This is a genomic window from Bacillus sp. F19 (assembly GCA_023823795.1).
GTDB lineage: Bacteria > Bacillota > Bacilli > Bacillales > Bacillaceae > Bacillus_P.
Genome location: CP085710.1, coordinates 2,786,993 through 2,804,180 on the forward strand (window position 1 = coordinate 2,786,993; position 17,188 = coordinate 2,804,180).

Annotated in this window: 19 protein-coding genes and 2 pseudogenes; 6 read left to right on the plus strand and 15 right to left on the minus strand. The window is 40.4% G+C overall.

The features are described 5' to 3' along the window. Positions 1 to 16: 16 nt before the first annotated feature. Both LIT25_14235 and LIT25_14240 read right to left on the minus strand, forming a co-directional pair. Positions 17 to 619 (minus strand): DUF3298 and DUF4163 domain-containing protein, encoded by a 603-nt coding sequence (locus LIT25_14235; protein ID USK31815.1) that lies wholly within the window; start codon positions 617 to 619, stop codon positions 17 to 19. A 109-nt stretch (positions 620 to 728) separates the two neighbouring features. Further along, entirely contained in the window at positions 729 to 1,748 is a 1,020-nt protein-coding gene (locus LIT25_14240) for a LysM peptidoglycan-binding domain-containing protein (GenBank protein USK31816.1), read from the minus strand. A 234-nt stretch (positions 1,749 to 1,982) separates the two neighbouring features. Here LIT25_14240 and LIT25_14245 point away from each other — a divergent pair, with 234 nt between their 5' ends. After that, a complete protein-coding gene (locus LIT25_14245) occupies positions 1,983 to 2,138 on the plus strand; it encodes a hypothetical protein (protein USK31817.1) in 156 nt (51 codons plus the stop codon). 168 nt (positions 2,139 to 2,306) lie between these two features. Next, positions 2,307 to 2,513: pseudogene (locus LIT25_14250) on the plus strand (IS3 family transposase). Between the two features lie 53 nt (positions 2,514 to 2,566). On the opposite strand, the gene LIT25_14255 reads toward LIT25_14250, so the two are convergent. From LIT25_14255 to cdaS, 3 genes are all read right to left on the minus strand, one after another. Next, a complete protein-coding gene (locus tag LIT25_14255) occupies positions 2,567 to 3,763 on the minus strand; it encodes an MFS transporter (GenBank protein USK31818.1) in 1,197 nt (398 codons plus the stop codon). Positions 3,764 to 3,872: 109 nt separating this feature from the next. Continuing rightward, positions 3,873 to 5,207: an NCS2 family permease gene (locus tag LIT25_14260; GenBank protein ID USK31819.1), complete on the minus strand. Its 1,335-nt coding sequence runs from the start codon at positions 5,205 to 5,207 to the stop codon at positions 3,873 to 3,875. A gap of 126 nt (positions 5,208 to 5,333) precedes the next feature. Continuing rightward, on the minus strand, positions 5,334 to 5,936 hold the full coding sequence (cdaS, locus tag LIT25_14265) for a sporulation-specific diadenylate cyclase CdaS (GenBank protein ID USK31820.1): 603 nt from the start codon (positions 5,934 to 5,936) through the stop codon (positions 5,334 to 5,336). A gap of 468 nt (positions 5,937 to 6,404) precedes the next feature. Between cdaS and LIT25_14270 the strand changes: the two genes are divergently transcribed. After that, a complete protein-coding gene (locus LIT25_14270; protein ID USK31821.1) occupies positions 6,405 to 7,802 on the plus strand; it encodes an MATE family efflux transporter in 1,398 nt (465 codons plus the stop codon). Between the two features lie 277 nt (positions 7,803 to 8,079). On the opposite strand, the gene bshB2 is transcribed toward LIT25_14270, so the two are convergent. From bshB2 to rarD, 4 genes are all read right to left on the minus strand, one after another. Then, positions 8,080 to 8,745 (minus strand): bacillithiol biosynthesis deacetylase BshB2, encoded by a 666-nt coding sequence (gene bshB2 / locus LIT25_14275; GenBank protein ID USK31822.1) that lies wholly within the window; start codon positions 8,743 to 8,745, stop codon positions 8,080 to 8,082. 15 nt (positions 8,746 to 8,760) lie between these two features. Then, positions 8,761 to 9,111: a YojF family protein gene (locus tag LIT25_14280; protein USK31823.1), complete on the minus strand. Its 351-nt coding sequence runs from the start codon at positions 9,109 to 9,111 to the stop codon at positions 8,761 to 8,763. Continuing rightward, positions 9,089 to 9,397 (minus strand): hypothetical protein, encoded by a 309-nt coding sequence (locus tag LIT25_14285; protein ID USK31824.1) that lies wholly within the window; start codon positions 9,395 to 9,397, stop codon positions 9,089 to 9,091. Before LIT25_14285 ends, LIT25_14280 begins: the two co-directional genes overlap by 23 nt. A 90-nt stretch (positions 9,398 to 9,487) precedes the next feature. Continuing rightward, complete coding sequence (rarD, locus tag LIT25_14290) at positions 9,488 to 10,429, minus strand: EamA family transporter RarD (protein USK31825.1); 942 nt, start codon at positions 10,427 to 10,429, stop codon at positions 9,488 to 9,490. Positions 10,430 to 10,565: 136 nt separating this feature from the next. Here rarD and LIT25_14295 point away from each other — a divergent pair, with 136 nt between their 5' ends. Then, positions 10,566 to 11,042, plus strand: a complete 477-nt coding sequence (locus LIT25_14295; protein ID USK31826.1) for an Hsp20/alpha crystallin family protein — start codon at positions 10,566 to 10,568, stop codon at positions 11,040 to 11,042. A gap of 192 nt (positions 11,043 to 11,234) precedes the next feature. Here the strand turns inward: LIT25_14295 and LIT25_14300 are convergent, their stop codons facing one another. The 4 genes from LIT25_14300 to LIT25_14315 form a co-directional block, all read right to left on the minus strand. Further along, the gene (locus LIT25_14300; GenBank protein ID USK31827.1) at positions 11,235 to 11,492 is read right to left on the minus strand and encodes a hypothetical protein; all 258 of its coding nucleotides are present in this window, start codon (positions 11,490 to 11,492) and stop codon (positions 11,235 to 11,237) included. Positions 11,493 to 11,599: 107 nt separating this feature from the next. Then, positions 11,600 to 11,962 (minus strand): DUF2188 domain-containing protein, encoded by a 363-nt coding sequence (locus LIT25_14305; protein ID USK31828.1) that lies wholly within the window; start codon positions 11,960 to 11,962, stop codon positions 11,600 to 11,602. Positions 11,963 to 12,235: 273 nt separating this feature from the next. Continuing rightward, positions 12,236 to 12,964 (minus strand): SDR family oxidoreductase, encoded by a 729-nt coding sequence (locus tag LIT25_14310; protein USK31829.1) that lies wholly within the window; start codon positions 12,962 to 12,964, stop codon positions 12,236 to 12,238. After that, a complete protein-coding gene (locus LIT25_14315) occupies positions 12,961 to 13,287 on the minus strand; it encodes a helix-turn-helix transcriptional regulator (GenBank protein USK31830.1) in 327 nt (108 codons plus the stop codon). The genes LIT25_14310 and LIT25_14315 overlap by 4 nt, the downstream gene beginning before the upstream one ends. 154 nt (positions 13,288 to 13,441) lie before the next feature. Between LIT25_14315 and LIT25_14320 the strand changes: the two genes are divergently transcribed. Continuing rightward, positions 13,442 to 14,065 (plus strand): nitroreductase family protein, encoded by a 624-nt coding sequence (locus LIT25_14320; protein ID USK31831.1) that lies wholly within the window; start codon positions 13,442 to 13,444, stop codon positions 14,063 to 14,065. A 1,448-nt stretch (positions 14,066 to 15,513) separates the two neighbouring features. Further along, a pseudogene (locus tag LIT25_14325) lies at positions 15,514 to 15,792 on the plus strand (IS3 family transposase). A gap of 62 nt (positions 15,793 to 15,854) precedes the next feature. Here the strand turns inward: LIT25_14325 and LIT25_14330 are convergent. After that, entirely contained in the window at positions 15,855 to 16,460 is a 606-nt protein-coding gene (locus LIT25_14330; GenBank protein USK31832.1) for an alpha/beta hydrolase, read from the minus strand. Between the two features lie 83 nt (positions 16,461 to 16,543). Further along, positions 16,544 to 17,155, minus strand: coding sequence for an NAD(P)H:quinone oxidoreductase (gene wrbA, locus LIT25_14335; protein USK31833.1), 612 nt, complete (start codon positions 17,153 to 17,155; stop codon positions 16,544 to 16,546). Positions 17,156 to 17,188 lie beyond the last annotated feature (33 nt).

A 17,188-nucleotide genomic window follows, 5' to 3' on the forward strand; every position in this document is an offset into this window, starting at 1 on the left:
TGCAAGATTTTTTTATCTATCCATATAATCTGGGGAGAGGACCATCTGGATTGATGATATCCTGCAGATCATAAATGGAGAGGGGAAAGTACAGAAATCCATAGGCATAAGCTGCAATTTCATAGAGCTGAAAATAGAGGACAAGCGATTTATCAGCTAAATAAAAATCCTGATCAGGGCGAATCGATTTAAAGGGAGGATCGAGTAAGGTAATCTCTCTTTCCTTAAGCTGCTCATCAATAATGGAAGATAATCGTTCTGTATAGTTGCTGTCTTTTTTAAAAAGGTCCTGAAGCTTATACTTCCTGCCTGTCTTGGTATCGTATGTCAGCCCTTTTAAATAAGACATGCCATGAGCGCCGCCGCTATACACATAATTCAGCAGCGTTAAGCTTAACAAGTCCCGCTCATTCGTCTTGAGTTCATAGGTACCCTGCATGTCCGTTTTGACTCCCCCGTCATACCCTCCAAAACGAATTTGATTCTGAACGTTTTTAAGGATGTCCGCATTGATTTTCTGCTGACTGAATGACTGCGGACCAGTTATTGAAGGATACAATATCGAAAGCTTTTTCCCTGCTATCTTATGAGTCGTGACACCTACCGGCAATGCCGTCATCCAACCCGCCTCCTGATTGCTTTTATTTCAATCATATGAATGGATTTGTTCATTCATCCATCTGGAAGGCAGATTGTTTTTTGCAAAAAAAAGAAGCCATGATGGCTTCTTACTTTAAATATCGTTTTGCTCCAAGGTATCTTGCCTTCCAGTAGGAATTATCCAATTTAGAGATGGTAACACCTGATGAACTTGCATGAATAAATTCTCCATTGCCAAGATAAATTCCCATATGTGACGGGCCTGCCTTATATGTAGTGAAATAAACTAAGTCACCTTTTTGCGGAGAGCTGACCGGCGTCATGATGTCCCAATACCCAGCAGTGCTGAGACGGGAAACAGACGTCACTTTGTTCAGTACATAATACATGAATCCGCTGCAGTCAAATCCAGAAGGAGTATTTCCAGCCCATCTATAAGGCACTCCAACATGTTTCTTGGCTTCAGCAATCATCGTATCAATTTTACTGTTTGCAGATGGCTTTGTTTCTTCCACCTTACTAGGCGGTGCTGCGCTTGAACCTTGCACTTTAAGGGTCTGGCCTGCGTAAATCACAGCGGATTTGAGATTGTTCATCGCTTTTAACTCTGCGACGGTAAGATCGAATTGATTAGCAATCTTTCCGAGGTAATCACCAAGCTTTACTTTATAGGTTGATGCCGCGGGCTGATTAGCAGCTGGTTCAGGCGCTGCTGCAGCCGGAGCTTTTCCAGTCGTCTTGCTTACTTTTAAGGTTTGTCCGGGTCGAATAAAATCGGACTTCAGCCCATTTAAACTTTTCAGCTCATTTACAGATACATTATGTTTTCGTGCAATGACCCAGAGGGAATCGCCTGATTTCACTTTGTATGTAGAGACAGAGGTTTTAGCGGGTGCAGCAGGTTTTTGAACACTAGATGCAGGTTTTTCAGCAGTTCCTGATATCTGCAGAACTTGTCCTGGAATAATCATATCTTTAGAAAGCTTGTTTCTCAGTTTAATCGTTTCAACTGTTGTTTTATACTCGCGTGACAACTTCCATAACGAATCGCCTTTTTTAACGGTTATGCTGTCTGCAGAAGCTGCGGAACCAATTAAAGTGGAACCGATGACTGCTGAAGCAGCTAAACCAATAATTTTCTGTTTCATTGTTCGCTAAGTACCTCCTTTTTTCTTACATGATTATTTTAATAGATTAGGGTATTAATTACTACAAATTTCTAAAAATAGCACTATATTCTTACTAAAATAGCTAAAATTCTCTATTTTTATCCCGATTTTCTTGCGAATTATGACATTATGAGTTTTTTTTGGCCGGCTCGCGAGATAGCATATCCAACTTGGAATTCATATAGTATTAAAAAAGAAACAGGGTGTTTAAAGATGGCGAAAAGATATCGGGGTAAGACATTATTAAAAATGGCCTCAAGAGGCCGCGGAACTTGTCCAATATGCGGGACAAAACGAATTAAACTGCTCTATCCAAATCTTCAGGCAGACGGACAAAAGCTTACAGTATGCAAGAAATGCAGAGACTAAGAAAAGCGGAACCGACTGGTTAGCTCCAAGTCAGAGGGCCATTCAGGATCGAATCCCATGAATGACACAAGTAAGGTGGATCATATAATATTCATTTAGCCGAAATCGTGAATTTAATTGCCAAAATTTGATTTTTTCTAGCCAAATTCCCGTTTTTAATAGCTGTTTCGTCGTGGCAATTGTCATGATAACGCGTGTATAGAAAGTTTCTTCTCACATTTAAAAACAGAGAAGTTATATTTGGTACGCCCAAAAACAGCAGAGCAAGCTTATGTAGCTATTCAGGAGTATATAGCCTTCTATAATACTGATCGCTTCCAAGAAAAATTTAACGGCCTTTCCCAGATTGAATACCGAGAAAAGGCCGTAGCTTGAAATACTCTTCTTTTATTGTCTACTTGACAGGGTTATGTGCATCTCCCTCTCTTTTACTTGCTTTCACTTAAACTGCTTACTTCTGTTTTCTGAAAATACATCATTCCATATAATACGACCATTATGAGTGATAATGTTCCAAAGATAAGCACCATGAACTGCAGGCCGATTGTATCAAGGAAAAGACCCGTACCGAGGAGAACGACCTGGAACATAACACGATCAAGCATATTTCTAAACGAAAAAAAACGGCCGTGATATTCTTTTGGAATCTTCGTTTGAAAGATGGTCGAGACAATCGGAAAAAAGCAGCCAACCCCAAGACCGAATACTCCAAATGAGATGAGCGACATCCACATGATATCACTAAAGAATAAGCTTAAATGTGCAATTGAAATTAATAGAGCAAAAGCAAAGAGCATGTGAACGGATGAAAATCGATGAGTAATTTTTTTTACAAAAAAAGCGCCGATCATAAATGCAATTCCTTCAACGGTGTAAAGAAGCCCTTTAATGGACGTGCTGTCCTGGAGCTCGCTTATGTTGATCACCATCAGATTAAATCCGCCGATAAACAAAACAGGAATGATTGTCAGAACAAGAGCTGTAATGGCAATAGGAGTCGCTTTTAATACAGGAAGAACATCTTTAAAGCTGCCGGACTTCCCTGATTTTGACTGCTCCCTCTTTTCTTCTTTAAAATCAAGCAGAAAAGTTGCTCCAAAAAGAACGGCATATGCAGCCATGGACAGTGCATAAATCGATGTCAGACTCATAAAGACAAGCAGCGCACCGGCAAGTGCTGTGCCAATCACCCTCGCCATGGTCGCAACATTCATATGGACCCCATTCATTTGTATCAAATCATTGTCCTTTACAATAATAGGTATTACAGCCTGAAGTGCAGGAAAATAAAAGGCTGCAGATAATTGAATACTGATCATAAACAGAATCATAAAGAAGAGAGAATCAAATTGTATTGCCATAAACATAAAGACAACACTGAGCATTCTTCCAAGGCCCGAATAAATAAGCACGGTCTTTTTGGAGCAGCTGTCAATCATTCTGCCGGCAAGAGGACCGACAAGCACCCCTGCAAGCAGTCCAATAAATAGAATAAGAGATTTCATGAAATCAGATGGTACATTTTTTTGCATAAATTCAAGGTTTCCGATAATGCCAAACCATAAACCAAGCCCTGCAATAAATTCACCGCTGAGCACAATCCAGACATTTTTATTTTTCCACATGGCGATATCCCCATTTTCTGTTTTTTTCACTATTTCTACTATAGCACCGCTGCTATTATTTCGCCTAGCGAAATTTTTTCATTCAAAAAAAGCCCCCTTAAGGGAACCGCTAAATCATTGTATAGAAATTTATTAAAAAGGCTGCAGTAATGATATACATCATCCAGTGAAGTTCTTTTGTTCTGCCGGTAAAAACCTTTAATAATGTGTATGAGATAAAACCGAATGCTACACCTTCTGCAATACTGAACGTTAATGGCATCATAATGAGGGTTAAAAATGCCGGGATCAATTCGGTCAAATCATCAAAATGAATTTCCTTCAGTTCTGTCATCATAAAGGCTCCAATAATAATTAAAACTGGACCTGTCGCAGCGTTTGGGATGAATTGAATCAGAGGTGTAAATAAAAGAGTCAGCAAAAACAGCAGAGCAGCAAATACTGCTTTTAAGCCAGTTCTTCCTCCTTCTGCAATTCCGGTTGCATTTTCAATATAGGTATTCATGGCTGTGCTTCCAAACACCGCACTGATCATTGTGCCGATCGCTCCGGTCGTCAATGCGCGTTTCATATTAGGTGTTTCGCCATTTTCATCATTCAGATTCGCTTTTTTTGTTAATCCGATCAAGGTAGCCAATGTATCGAATAATTCTACGATCGTAAATGAAAAGATGACTGAGAAAATACCATATCCGATCGCAGCCATAATATCAAGCTTCATAAACGTTAATTCAACCGATGGCCAGTCAAAGGAAAGGATATCCCCTGCAGATTTTGGCACAGGCGAGTGACCGATCAGCATGGACAATGCCGTAATGACAAAGATGCTTAAAATCAATCCGCCTCTAATATTTCTGGATACAAGCACCGCTGCAAGGATCAATCCTGAAAGCGCAAGCCATGTTCCCTGATCTGCAATGTTTCCGAGTGCAACATAGGTTGCTTCATCGGGAACAATGATGCCTCCGTTTTTAAGGCCGATAAATGCTACAAATAATCCGATTCCTGCAGTAATGGAAGCTTTCAATGTTTTAGGAATTGCAGAGACAACTTTTGAACTGACTCCTGAAACAGATAATAGAAAGAAGACAAAACCTGAGATAAATACAGCCCCAAGAGCCGTTTCCCAAGATAATCCCTGGCCAAGGACGACAGTATATGTAAAAAAGGCATTTAACCCCATTCCGGGTCCGATGACAATCGGCAGGTTTGCCCATAACCCCATTAATAGAGTCGTAATGACAATAGCTAAGATTGTACCGGCGAGTGCTGCTTCCTTTGGCATACCGGCTTCAGATAAGATAATCGGGTTAACAAGGATGATGTAGCTAACCGTCATAAAAGTTGTCAGGGCCGCAATAAATTCCGTTTTCACCGTTGTTTGCCGTTCATCTAAACGGAAAAACGAGTTTAAAAACGAAAGTAGGTTTTTCTTGTCTTGCATTTCTTCTTCCTCCTCATAAATAGAAGAGCGCTGTCTTATCATGCTGATGGCTGAAGCAAATAATGAAGGCATAGCTCATAAAGTAAAAACTACATTATAAATGATAATTTTTATTATGAGAAGCATTTATTCAGAGCTGAACGGGTACAGCCCCCCATTTATGGCAAATGACATCTTCCCTGTTTCTTCTGATACAACTAGCGCTATTGCATCTGTTGATTCTGTTATGCCAAGGGCAGCCCGGTGCCTCGTACCAATCTTGGCATCTGCGGTTTTAGTAGAAAGCGGAAGTACGTTTGCTGCAGAAATGATTTTTGTACCAGAAACAAGCACTGCTCCATCATGCAGAGGATTCCCTGGATAAAAAATACTTTCAAGCAATGACGCAGATAAATAAGCATCAATCGGCACACCGTTTTGAAGAAAAGGGACAATGCTGTCTTTTCTCTCTATCACTATCAAACCTCCGTGTTTATGAGCAGACAGATGCTGAATGACTTTTGAGAGTAATGCGTAATGCGGAGTGTACTCTGTTAAATAAGTCTGCAAGTAAAAGGATGATGCCTGCGACTGCAGCTGCTGAAAAATCGTATGCAGATCTTCAAGCTCACAAAGCAGACAGTGGTCTTTCTTATGAAGAGAATTCATAAGCTGCTGAGATTCATTGATGATGTTTCCCAGCTGGTCATAAATGTATTTATTAATGGGATCAATTATTTCTTTTTTCAAAACGTTCAGCTCCTCTCCCCGTTTAACATCGCTTTTTTTATTGTTTGAAAAATCTCCGCATTCCATGCAATAATTTTCCATTTGAAGTTCATACTACTAGAAAAGCGGAATTTCCTTGGTCAGCACGGAAAGGTAAATAAGGTTCTGATGGAAAACTTTTTTGTCGGAGCTGTTCTGACTGAGGTGTTACGCGCTGGAGCTGGATATCAAAGCGCAGCATTTTCATACTTTCGCTAAGTTTTAAAATAGCAGCTTAAATCCAGCTGCGTTACGGAGGTTTGATTCATGACGGCAGTTAAAATTTTTCAATACCTTTTTTCAGGATTAGGTGTGATGATTTTAAGTTATTTTTATTATCAAATGTTTAAGCCTGAGAAAAAAGAGCTTGAGGAGAAGTCGAAATAGTCACGCGATCCATTTTTCATGTTATAATTCTTTCGTTACTCTACGAAAACGAGGATATTTAACATGAAACAAACCTTTACACTTTCGGAGAAAGGCAAGCAATTTTCTCTCATCCTATTGCCGATTTTAATAACACAGCTCTCTCTTTATTCAATGAATTTCTTTGATACGACCATGTCAGGAAAAGTAAGCCCCGGAGATCTTGCAGGTGTTGCAATTGGATCAAGTATCTGGGTGCCTGTCTATACCGGACTAAGCGGTATCCTGCTTGCAGTAACTCCGATTGTTTCACAGTATGTTGGTGCAAAGCAGAAGGAAAAAATCCCTTTTACAGTTATTCAAGGCTTGTACCTGTCTGTATTGCTGTCAATTATAGTGGGAGTTATCGGTATTTTTGTCATTGATCCAATATTAAATTCAATGACACTGGAGGATCATGTCAGAGAGACGGCTAAATTTTATCTTGTTGCTTTGGCTTTTGGAATTTTGCCTCTCTTTGCATATAATGTTTTGCGCTGCTTTATTGATGCTCTTGGGTTTACGAGAGTATCAATGTTCATCACATTATTATCTCTGCCCATCAATATTGTATTTAATTATTTATTTATTTTTGGGAAGTTCGGTTTTCCTGCTCTCGGCGGAGTAGGATCTGGTGTTGCTTCAACCATTACATACTGGTGTATTTTTCTGATTTCCGCTTTTGTCATTGTGAAAAAGCAGCCTTTTGTTGACTATGGTATTTTCAAGAAATTGTACAGCGCTTCTGCAAAAGCCTGGCTAAGTCTATTAAAAATCGGAATCCCTATAGGAATCGCAATATTCTTTGAAACTAGTATTTTTGCAGCCGTTACCTTATTAATGAGCAATTACGACACGGTCACGATTGCCTCCCATCAAATCGCTATCAACTTTGCCTCTCTTCTGTATATGCTTCCGCTCAGCATTTCAATGGCGCTTACGATTGTCGTCGGATTTGAAGTTGGCGCGAAACGATACAGGGATGCAAAGCAATACAGTTATTTAGGGATTGTCATGGCTGTTATCCTGTCGCTTATTACCGCAGCGATTATTTATTTCTTAAGAAGTGAAATTGCAGCGATCTATACGAATGAAGGCATTGTCATAAAGCTTTCAGCACATTTTTTGATCTATGCGATTTTCTTTCAGCTCTCAGATGCAATTGCCGCCCCTATTCAAGGAGCGCTGCGCGGCTATAAAGATGTAAATGTCACCCTGGTGATGGCGCTTGTTTCTTACTGGGTCATAGGACTTCCAACGGGATATTTGCTCGCAAACAATACGTCTTTCATGGCTTTCGGGTACTGGATTGGCTTGATAGCAGGCCTTGCCGCTGCTGCACTAGCTTTGTCTGCAAGACTGTGGTTTATTCAAAATAAGGTTTATACGCTTAGTGAAAAACAAAAGGGATCAACCTATAATATTAAGAAAGATGATCTCTAATATAAGAGATCATTTCAGGCTGTCGACAAAGTCGACAGCTATTTTTATACCAAAAGTCAGGCACAAGATATTGTGGTCTTTTTACAAAAAGACATCTAAATATACGAATAAAACGAAAGAAAAAACCCTATTTCAACAATATGATATTAGAAAATAGGGTTTGTCTACACTCTGAGATGATCTCTAATATAAGAGATCATTTTTATATAGCGTATTTCCGGCACAAAAAAACGAGTGACTTCTCACTCGTTTTTTTGATCGTAACAGTTCTCGTTTATCAGTCATTCCAATGATAAGTCCAGAAAATCTCCTGCTCCACCCAATGCATGACTTCTGGTTCTTTGTTTTTGAACTTTTCTTCCATTTGCTTTAGCATACCTTCTGTCTGGCTTCGATGAGCGCGCAATGCATTTAATTTCATTTCGGCTACGCTTGAGATATCAATTGTGACATCATGCTCGCCAAGCGCCTCTACCCGGTTTTTTGTGATGGCAACACAGTAAGTCTCAGGGCGGTCTTCATGCGGCATTCTGCTTAATGCACGAATGGTTGCAGCACCTGTAGCGTCATGATCAGGATGAACGCCATGTTCAGGATAAAACGTGACAACAAGGGTAGGCTTCACATCTTGAATGATTTCTTCAATAATATCTGCAAAACGGTCGATGTCTTCAAATTCAAGAGTTTTGTCACGCAGACCCAGCATTCTTAAATCCTGAACATCAAGTGCATCACATGCATCTCTTAGTTCTTTTTTACGGATTTCAGGCAGGATCTCCCGGTTTGCAAACAAAGGATTTCCCATGTTTCTTCCCATCTGGCCAAGTGTTGCGCAGGCGTAGGTAACAGGAATTCCTTCTTTACGTTTTAATGACATTAAACCCCCAACTCCAAATGACTCGTCATCCGGGTGAGGCAGAACAACTAATACATGCTCTCTCATTTTCATTCTCCCTTTCTACTCTGCAAACGGAGTCTCGCTGATTTGAAGCGCAATGGCAAGCTTTCCTTCGCGGTCATGCCCTGCCATCAGCAGCTGATTCTTTTCATTGTACACCCAGTCTGTAAGGCCTTCTGCATAAATCCACCCGTGATCTATTTTGAGTCCGACACGGAATGGACCCTGTCCGGTGATCTTTGCCTGGTTAAAGGAAACTTTTGCATTTCTGATAAAAGCCACAACTGTCATATTATTTTCATTCATGTGGGCAGAATAAGCGCCTGTCGTCGTTTCCAGGTGAACATAAACTTCCTTCTTCACCAGAACGTCTAAATGTTTCTGAATATCATCTTTCGTAATGGGGACCATCTTTCTGCTCCTTTTTATGTAGATTGTTGATTTCTTCATACGCTTTTATATGCAGGTCAATCAAGGTCATCTTTTCCTGATTGCCGAGCCTTGCCAATGAAATCCGTTTGACTGCTGAAAAAAACTTCTGCTCTGTATTTTTCCGCAGGCGCGGATGCGTCATTTCATCCTGCAGTTCAATTTTAATGGCGCCGAGAAGTGTCTGCATGTCATCACCGCTGACCTCAAGCTGCCGATTTGACCAAAGCTTCCGGTATACCTCTAAAAGCTTGCGGTTCTCCGTCATCTCCTGTCATCATCCCTTTCCTGACTCTCTTATTGTATACTGAAAAATCATTTCAATGAAAGAAAAAAGCCTTGCACAAGGCAGGCTGTTTTACATTTCCATCGTTTTCTTTTTTTTCAGCTTCCATACATTTTCCTTTAATCCTCTAACGTGTGAAAAGGAAAAGAGCACAAGTGCACTCCAAATTAAGGAAAACGTAATGATTTCTGTACTCGTAAACGATTCATTATAAATTAAAACTCCAAGTAAGAGAGTGATGGTTGGTGCGATATATTGCAGAATTCCAACCATAAATAAAGGAATATGCTGTGCCCCTTTTGCAAACAGCAGCAATGGAACCGCCGTTACGATTCCCGCTCCAATTAAGAATGCATTCGTTCCTAAACTCCATTCAAAAAAAGCAGACTCTCCTTTATTTGCAATCGTTGCTAAATAAATCAGGGCAACAGGCGTGACCATCATTGTCTCCAGTGTAAGTCCAATTGAAGCATTTAATTTGGTCACTTTTTTGGTTAAACCGTAAAAACCAAAGCTCAATGCAAGTATGATCGCTACAAATGGAAACTTACCATATTGCATCGTCATGAAAAGAACACCCGCCGCAGCAAGGATGAATGAAGCATATTGCCATCTATTGAGCCGTTCTTTTAAAAACACCATACCAAGGAGAACGCTGATTAAAGGATTAATATAATACCCTAAGCTCGTTTCCAGGATATGATCATTATTAACGGCCCATATGTAAAGGAACCAGTTAATGCTGATCAGAACTGATGACAGGATAAGTGAAACCAGGAGCAGAGGTTTTTTCAGCATTCTATTGCAAACTTCCAGCAGCTGAGCCCACTGTTTATTAATCTGTATCAGGCTCATCATAAAAAGAAATGACCAAAACACTCGGTGTGCCAGGATTTCTTCAGCCCCGACATGATCGATCAGCTTCCAATAAACCGGAAGGATACCCCATAAAAAATAGGCTAGTGCTGTGTGCATCAGGCCTGTGCGATATGTATCTGAATTTCTTTGCTCCATTTTACAGCACCTTCCTTTTCAAAACTCCATGCTCATTATAATCCCGATACAAGGTCTTCTACAAGAAAAAAAACTTAACCAAGACCCATCCTTATACATATAGTGAATTATAACTGCAAAAAAGGGCGTGAACATCATGTTTCCCTGGAAAAAAAACTTTCCATTTAATCAATCCGGGCAAATGCCTGATGCTTTTAAAAATATGAATCCTAAAAATGTTGAAGACTATATTCAAAATGTCATGGGAAATGTTTTCGGCGAGGGCTTTCCCCAGCAGTTCCCTTTTCAGGGCAATATGGCAGGAAATATGGCGTATAACAACAAACATACTCCTGCAAATCAAGGCAGTACAGAGCTATTTGAAACGAACGACCACATCTTCGTCAAAGTGCAGGCTTCAGAAGAACAGCTTGAAAATCTTCGAATACAGCACAGCAGCAATCAGCTTTTCATTTTGAACTTCCCTTCAATGGGTGAACAGAAAAAACTCGTCCTTCCTTCCCTAGTTAAGCGTAAAGGTACAAAAGCATCTTACCGGAATGGAATTCTTGAAATAAAGCTTCATAAAAATGAGGACCTGCAAATATCCGAGATTGAAATAACTCAAGATTAACAGACTGTGTGGAATTTTGGCTGCGTATGTGCTGAATTCTGTAGTAAATAAACCGATTTTGGAATTTTATCTGCCTGTTTCCATAATTCATCTATTTTTAAATTTAGTATCAAAATAAACGATTTATCAAAAAACAATGGACCAGAGAGCATGCTCTGATCCATTTCTATTATGCTTTTTATATTGTTCTTTTTAATACGGACCTCCTTTATATGGTCCTCCCGGATAACCAGGATAACCAGGATAACCGCCTGGTCCAGGTCCTGGGCAGCATCCATAAAATGGAGCCGGCGGTGGCGGCGGATAATAATAAGGTCTTGGATAGTTAAAAAGGGCACTTCCAAGAAATCCACCCAATAAGCCTCCTACAAACGGTGCTCCAAATCCGAAAAAGAAAGGTCCTCTATTTCCTGCGCTGCGGTAGCCTCGTGCTACATAGTGCGGGTACATGCATTCCCCTCCTCCATAAGTCACTTACCTTATAAGGGTATTCACCTAAAAGGTTTTGGAGTGGGCGAATATCTTGAGAAAAATGAATTTAATGAAAAAGCATTCCTCTATTTATTTATTTTGCTTTCAATTGAGCTGTCTTTCAGATGGACAACCAGCGTGGAATTATTTTTCTTCACAAGCTCTCTTCCCTTTGTAAGAGCCTCCTGTTTTGTCTCAAATCGATAACTTGCACGTTTATTTCCCTCTTTTTTTAGCATCCATCCATCTTCATCTGACAACAGGAGATATTCATCTTTATCCGTGTCATTGTCTGCCCATTTTTCTGCCTGTGAAACGGCAATCGGAATGGCCCGCCCCTCTTCGTATCCATCATCAAGCAAGGCATTTCCGATCTCAATTGCTTTTTCAAGGGTTTCATCAGGAAGGTTTTTCATTGAATTTGGGTAATCTTGTTTTGTCCAAGGCATTTCAACTCATTCCTTTCAAGGTTATTTATTCGTTCTTTACCCCGGTTATATGATTTCAAACGAAATTATGAAGATTTCAGATACAGAATATACCAAATAATCATAATCAAAATCAGTTAGAGAATTTTCTTCACCATCGAAAATATTCTTATATTCCAATTCATTTTCTTTTTCTCCTGATTTCACCCAGCAGACAAAGTCCGGCAAACTGTTTGACATACCCGAGCATAATGGTAAAAGTTACAAAAAAAGACTGCCTATGGGCAGGCAGTCTTAATGTTCATATATCATTTTTCTTGTCATCCCGCCATCTACGACAATATTTGATCCTGTTACAAAGTCGTTTTCAGGATCTGTTAAATAAAAACAGGCCTTGGCAATATCAGCAGGCGTGCCTACCCGTTTTGAAAGATGCTGATCATGATCGATCTGTCTCAGGTTCTCGTAATCCTTTGTTTCAATCCAACCAGGTGAAATGCTGTTCACTTTAATCCGCTCTTCACTAAAGGAAGCGGCAAGCGCATGAGTCAGCGCAACAATTCCGCCTTTTGTAGCGGCATAAGCCTCTGAACCCGGTTCTGACATCGATGCCCGTGTAGAAGCGATATTTACAATAAAACCGCCGGCAGAATTCTTCCTCATCACTTTCGCTGCCTCTTTTGAACAGAAGAACGTGCTTCTTAAATTCGTGTTCATAACATCGTCCCAATCCTCCAAAGTCAGCTCAAATGGGGATTTAAATCTGGATACTCCCGCGTTATTAATTAAGATATCAATCCTTCCGGTTGTACGTTCTGCTTCTTGAATAAACTGTTTGATTTCCTGAACATTTCTTACATCCGTTTGAACGAAATAAGAGTTTTCATAATTACTTTTAATGCTTTTACCCTTTCTTGCATCAATATCAGCAAAAATAACCTTGTCGCCTTTAGCAGCATACTGTTTAACTAGTTCTTCCCCTATCCCGTTGGCACCGCCTGTGATGATGACTGTTCGGTTCATTCCTTTTTCCCCTCCTCAAAGCAATAGCGATCTGCCCATTCTTTCACTTCTTTCATTACTTTTTCTAAAGAGTGGCCCATTTCTGTGAGCTGATATGTGACCTTTACTGGTGTATCAGGAATTACAACCCGCTGTACAATGCCCGCCGATTCCAATTCTTTCAATCGTTCCACAAGCATTTTTTGGCTAATACTAGGAATGGTATCTGTTAAATCCTTAAATCGTTTAGGTCCGTCTAACAAGACATGGATGATTAAACCTGTCCATCTTTTTCCTAAAAATCCGAATGCTTTTTCCATTTTGGGACATAAATTAGATTCCATCCTGAATCTCCTTTACCGTCTTTTTTCTTGACATATATTCTTAATCATTTTATGATAGCAAAAGTCAAACACTTAACTTACGAAAAGTTAGTCTGTAACTTTTTGTATATTATAACTTATTTGTAAACGATATTCAACATTGGAGGTTTTTCACATGTCAACATCTACAACAGAAAGTATCTTGTCTATTATGTCTGAACGCAGCTCTGTGCGCAAATATGATCCATCTGCAAAAATCAGCAAAGATGAACTCAGAGAAATTCTTGAGATTACTGGAAAGGCTCCATCTGCATGGAACCTTCAGCACTGGAACTTCATGGTTTTCCATAGTAATGTGTCTAAAGAAAGACTTCTTCCTATTGCTTATAACCAAAGCCAAATTACTGAAGCCTCTGCAGTAGTAGCCATTTTGGGCGATCTTGAAGCAAATAAGAACACAGATCAAGTTTATAATCCGCTTGTAGTAGCAGGTTTTATGAAAGAAGAAATTAAAGAAACACTTACAGGCCAAATCAATGGCGCTTATCAAAATCCGATTTACGCCCGCGATGCCGCTTTCAGTAATGCCTCACTTGCAGCTATGCAGCTAATGCTTGCTGCAAAAGCTAAAGGTTTTGATACATGCGCAATCGGCGGCTTTAATGCTCAGCAGCTGTCTGAAACATTTAAAATTGAAGACCGCTATGTACCAGTTATGCTCATCTCTATCGGAAAAGCAGCTAAACCTGCACACCAAAGCTCACGCATCAGCATCGATGAATTGAGCACATTTTTATAATTAGCAGACCGGCAAAGGAAATTCTTTGCCGGTTTTTATTTTATTTTTTGGCAGGAAATTAACGTTGGGTAAATAGACCAAAGGAGCTTTAGCAGCATGATAAAACATGTAATGTGGACTTGAAAAAGTGCTCGAAGAGGTCATCTTCCCTTTTGTACCGCAAAAGCGCCTGCTATTAGTTAAGGGGAATCATACGCTCTCTATGTGTATCCAAATCCAGGATTGAGACTGTAAAGAGGAATCATACGCTCTCTATGAGTATCCGAATCCAGGATTGAGACTGTTATGGGGAATCATACGCTCTCTTTGAGTATCCAAAACCAGGATTGAGACTGTTATGGGGAATCATACGCTCTCTTTGAGTATCCAAATTCAGGATTGTGCCTGTTATGGGGAATCATACGCTCTCTATGTGTATCCAAATCAAGGATTGAGACTGTTATGGGGAATCATACGCTCTCTATGTGTATCCAAATCAAGGATTGTGCTTGTTATGGGGAATCATATGCTCTCTATGAGTATCCAAATCAAGGATTGAGACTGTTATGGGGAATCATACGCTCTCTCTGTATCCAAATCCAGGATTGTGCCTGTTATGGGGAATCATATGCTCTCTTTGAGTATCCAAAACCAGGATTGTGCCTGTTATGGGGAATCATACGCTCTCTATGAGTACCCAAAACCAGGATTGTGCCTGTTATGGGGAATCATACGCTCTCTTTGAGTATCCAAATCAAGGATTGTGCCTGTTATGGGGAATCATACGCTCTCTTTGAGTATCCAAATCAAGGATTGTGCCTGTTATGGGGAATCATACGCTCTCTTTGAGTATCCAAAACCAGGATTGTGCCTGTTAAAGGGAATCATACGCTCTCTATGAGTATCCAAATCAAGGATTGAGCCTGTATAGAGGAATCATACGCTCTCTATGAGTATCCAAATTCAGGATTGAGCCTGTAAAGGGGAATCATACGCTCTCTATGTGTATCCAAATCAAGGATTGAGCCTGTAAAGAGGAATCATACGCTCTCTATGAGTATCCAAAACCAGGATTGAGCCTGTTAAGGGAAATCATACGCTCTCTATGAGTATCCAAACCAGGATTGAGACTGTTATGGGGAATCATACGCTCTCTATGAGTATCCAAAACCCTGTAGCAGGCTTTTTCAGGGAAACAACCGTCCGCCATGAATACCTAAACCCCTGTAGCAAGCGTGTTTAGGAAGATGAAATCGCTGACTATCCTTTTTTCTTAGCAAGTAACAAAGCAAATGGCGTGTCAGGCCAGCGGGCTAGAATAGCGGAACCGACCGTTTAGCCCCGAAATACATAAATGTCCGGGTTTGACTCTTATGGCGGATCTGTTCTGGCGGTGGAGCCAAAAACCACGAAACGGAACTGCATAATCAGGTACATCAAAAAGGAGTGCCCAGCTGAACTGCCCCCGATGGCACTATCAAATGAAGAAATACCGTCTGGCTTTGAAGAAAAAGGACATCATACAAAGCATGTCTCGTAAAGGGAACTGTTATGACAATGCGGTCATTGAAAATTTCTTTGGCATTCTAAAATCAGAATTCCTTAATTACCAAGACTTCAAAAATGTGGAACATTTCAAAGAAGAACTAAGGAAATACATCCATTACTATAACCACAAACGAATTAAGACAAAATTAAAAGGCAAGAGCCCGGTACAATACCGGACTCCTGCCCAACAAGTAGCTTAACGAAATCTTGTGTCTAACTTTTAGGGGTCACTTCAAGCCGGCACTCCTTTCTGATGCATACCTTATCTTAAATTTAAATCATACCAAGCAGCTGCAGCCTCAACCTCAGATGACGTCAGCTGATGACCATGGTTTTCCCAGTGGATGACTACTTCCCCATTGGCTGCTTTCAGGATGTCTGCGAGATCACGCGTTTCCTGAGGCAGGCAGATTGGATCATTCATGCCTGCACCAATGAAAATCGGTGTTCCGCTTAATGGTGGGATTTCAATATTTCTCCTCGGTACCATTGGATGATGAAGAATAGCCGCCTTCAAAGAGTTTTCATAATGGAATAGCAAGCTTCCTGCAATATTGGCTCCATTCGAATAGCCGACTGCAACAAGTTCTGAACGGTTAAATGAATACTTTTCAGCTGCTTCTATTAAAAAGTCATGTAATTCACCTGTTCGGAAAATCAGGTCCTCTTCATCAAATACGCCCTCTGCCAATCTTTTGAAGAAGCGGGGCATTCCATGTTCGAGAACGTTTCCTCTGACACTTAAAATATTGGCATCTGCATCGATATGTTTAGCGAGCGGAATGAGATCATTTTCATCCCCTCCTGTTCCATGCAGCAGCAGTAATGTTCGATTGCGGTTTTTGCCTTTTTCAAAAATGTGTTTCATGGTTAATCGCTCCTGTTTTGAAATCAAAAGGTTTGGCATGTAAGCCAAACCCTTTTTTTATTTTCATTAACGTTTTTTTCGTGTTATTGCATTCCTTTTTTAATGGATTCTGCAACTGTAACAGTTCTTTTAGCCTGATGCTTCACGGCTGCTTCAACATTTTCTTTTAAATTTCCGTTCTGATCGGCTGTAACAGAGGTACCGTACGGATTTCCGCCTGCTTCAAATAGAGACTGATCCGTATAGCCCGGTGCGGCTACAATTGCCCCCCAGTGATACATCGTTGTGTATAAGCTTAAGATTGTTGCTTCCTGACCGCCGTGGGGATTGCTTGCAGAAGCCATGGCACTGACTACTTTATTGGCAAGCTTTCCTTGAAACCAGAGTCCGCCGGTTGTATCAAGAAATTGCTTCATTTGAGCAGGAACATTACCAAATCGAGTCGGGACACTGAAAATGATGGCATCTGCCCATTCCAGGTCATTTAATGTAACTTCAGGAACATCTTTTGTCGCTTCAAGGTGCGCTTTCCAAGCAGGATTAGAATCAATCGCTGATTGCGGTGCAAGCTCAGGAACTTTAAGCACTTTTACCTCGGCGCCAGCTTCTTTTGCTCCAGCTTCAGCCCAAGCCGCAAGCTTGTGGTTCGTACCTGTAGAACTGTAGTAAATGACAGCTAATTTCACATTTGACATTCCGATCTCTCCTCGTGTAATGTACGTTATTTT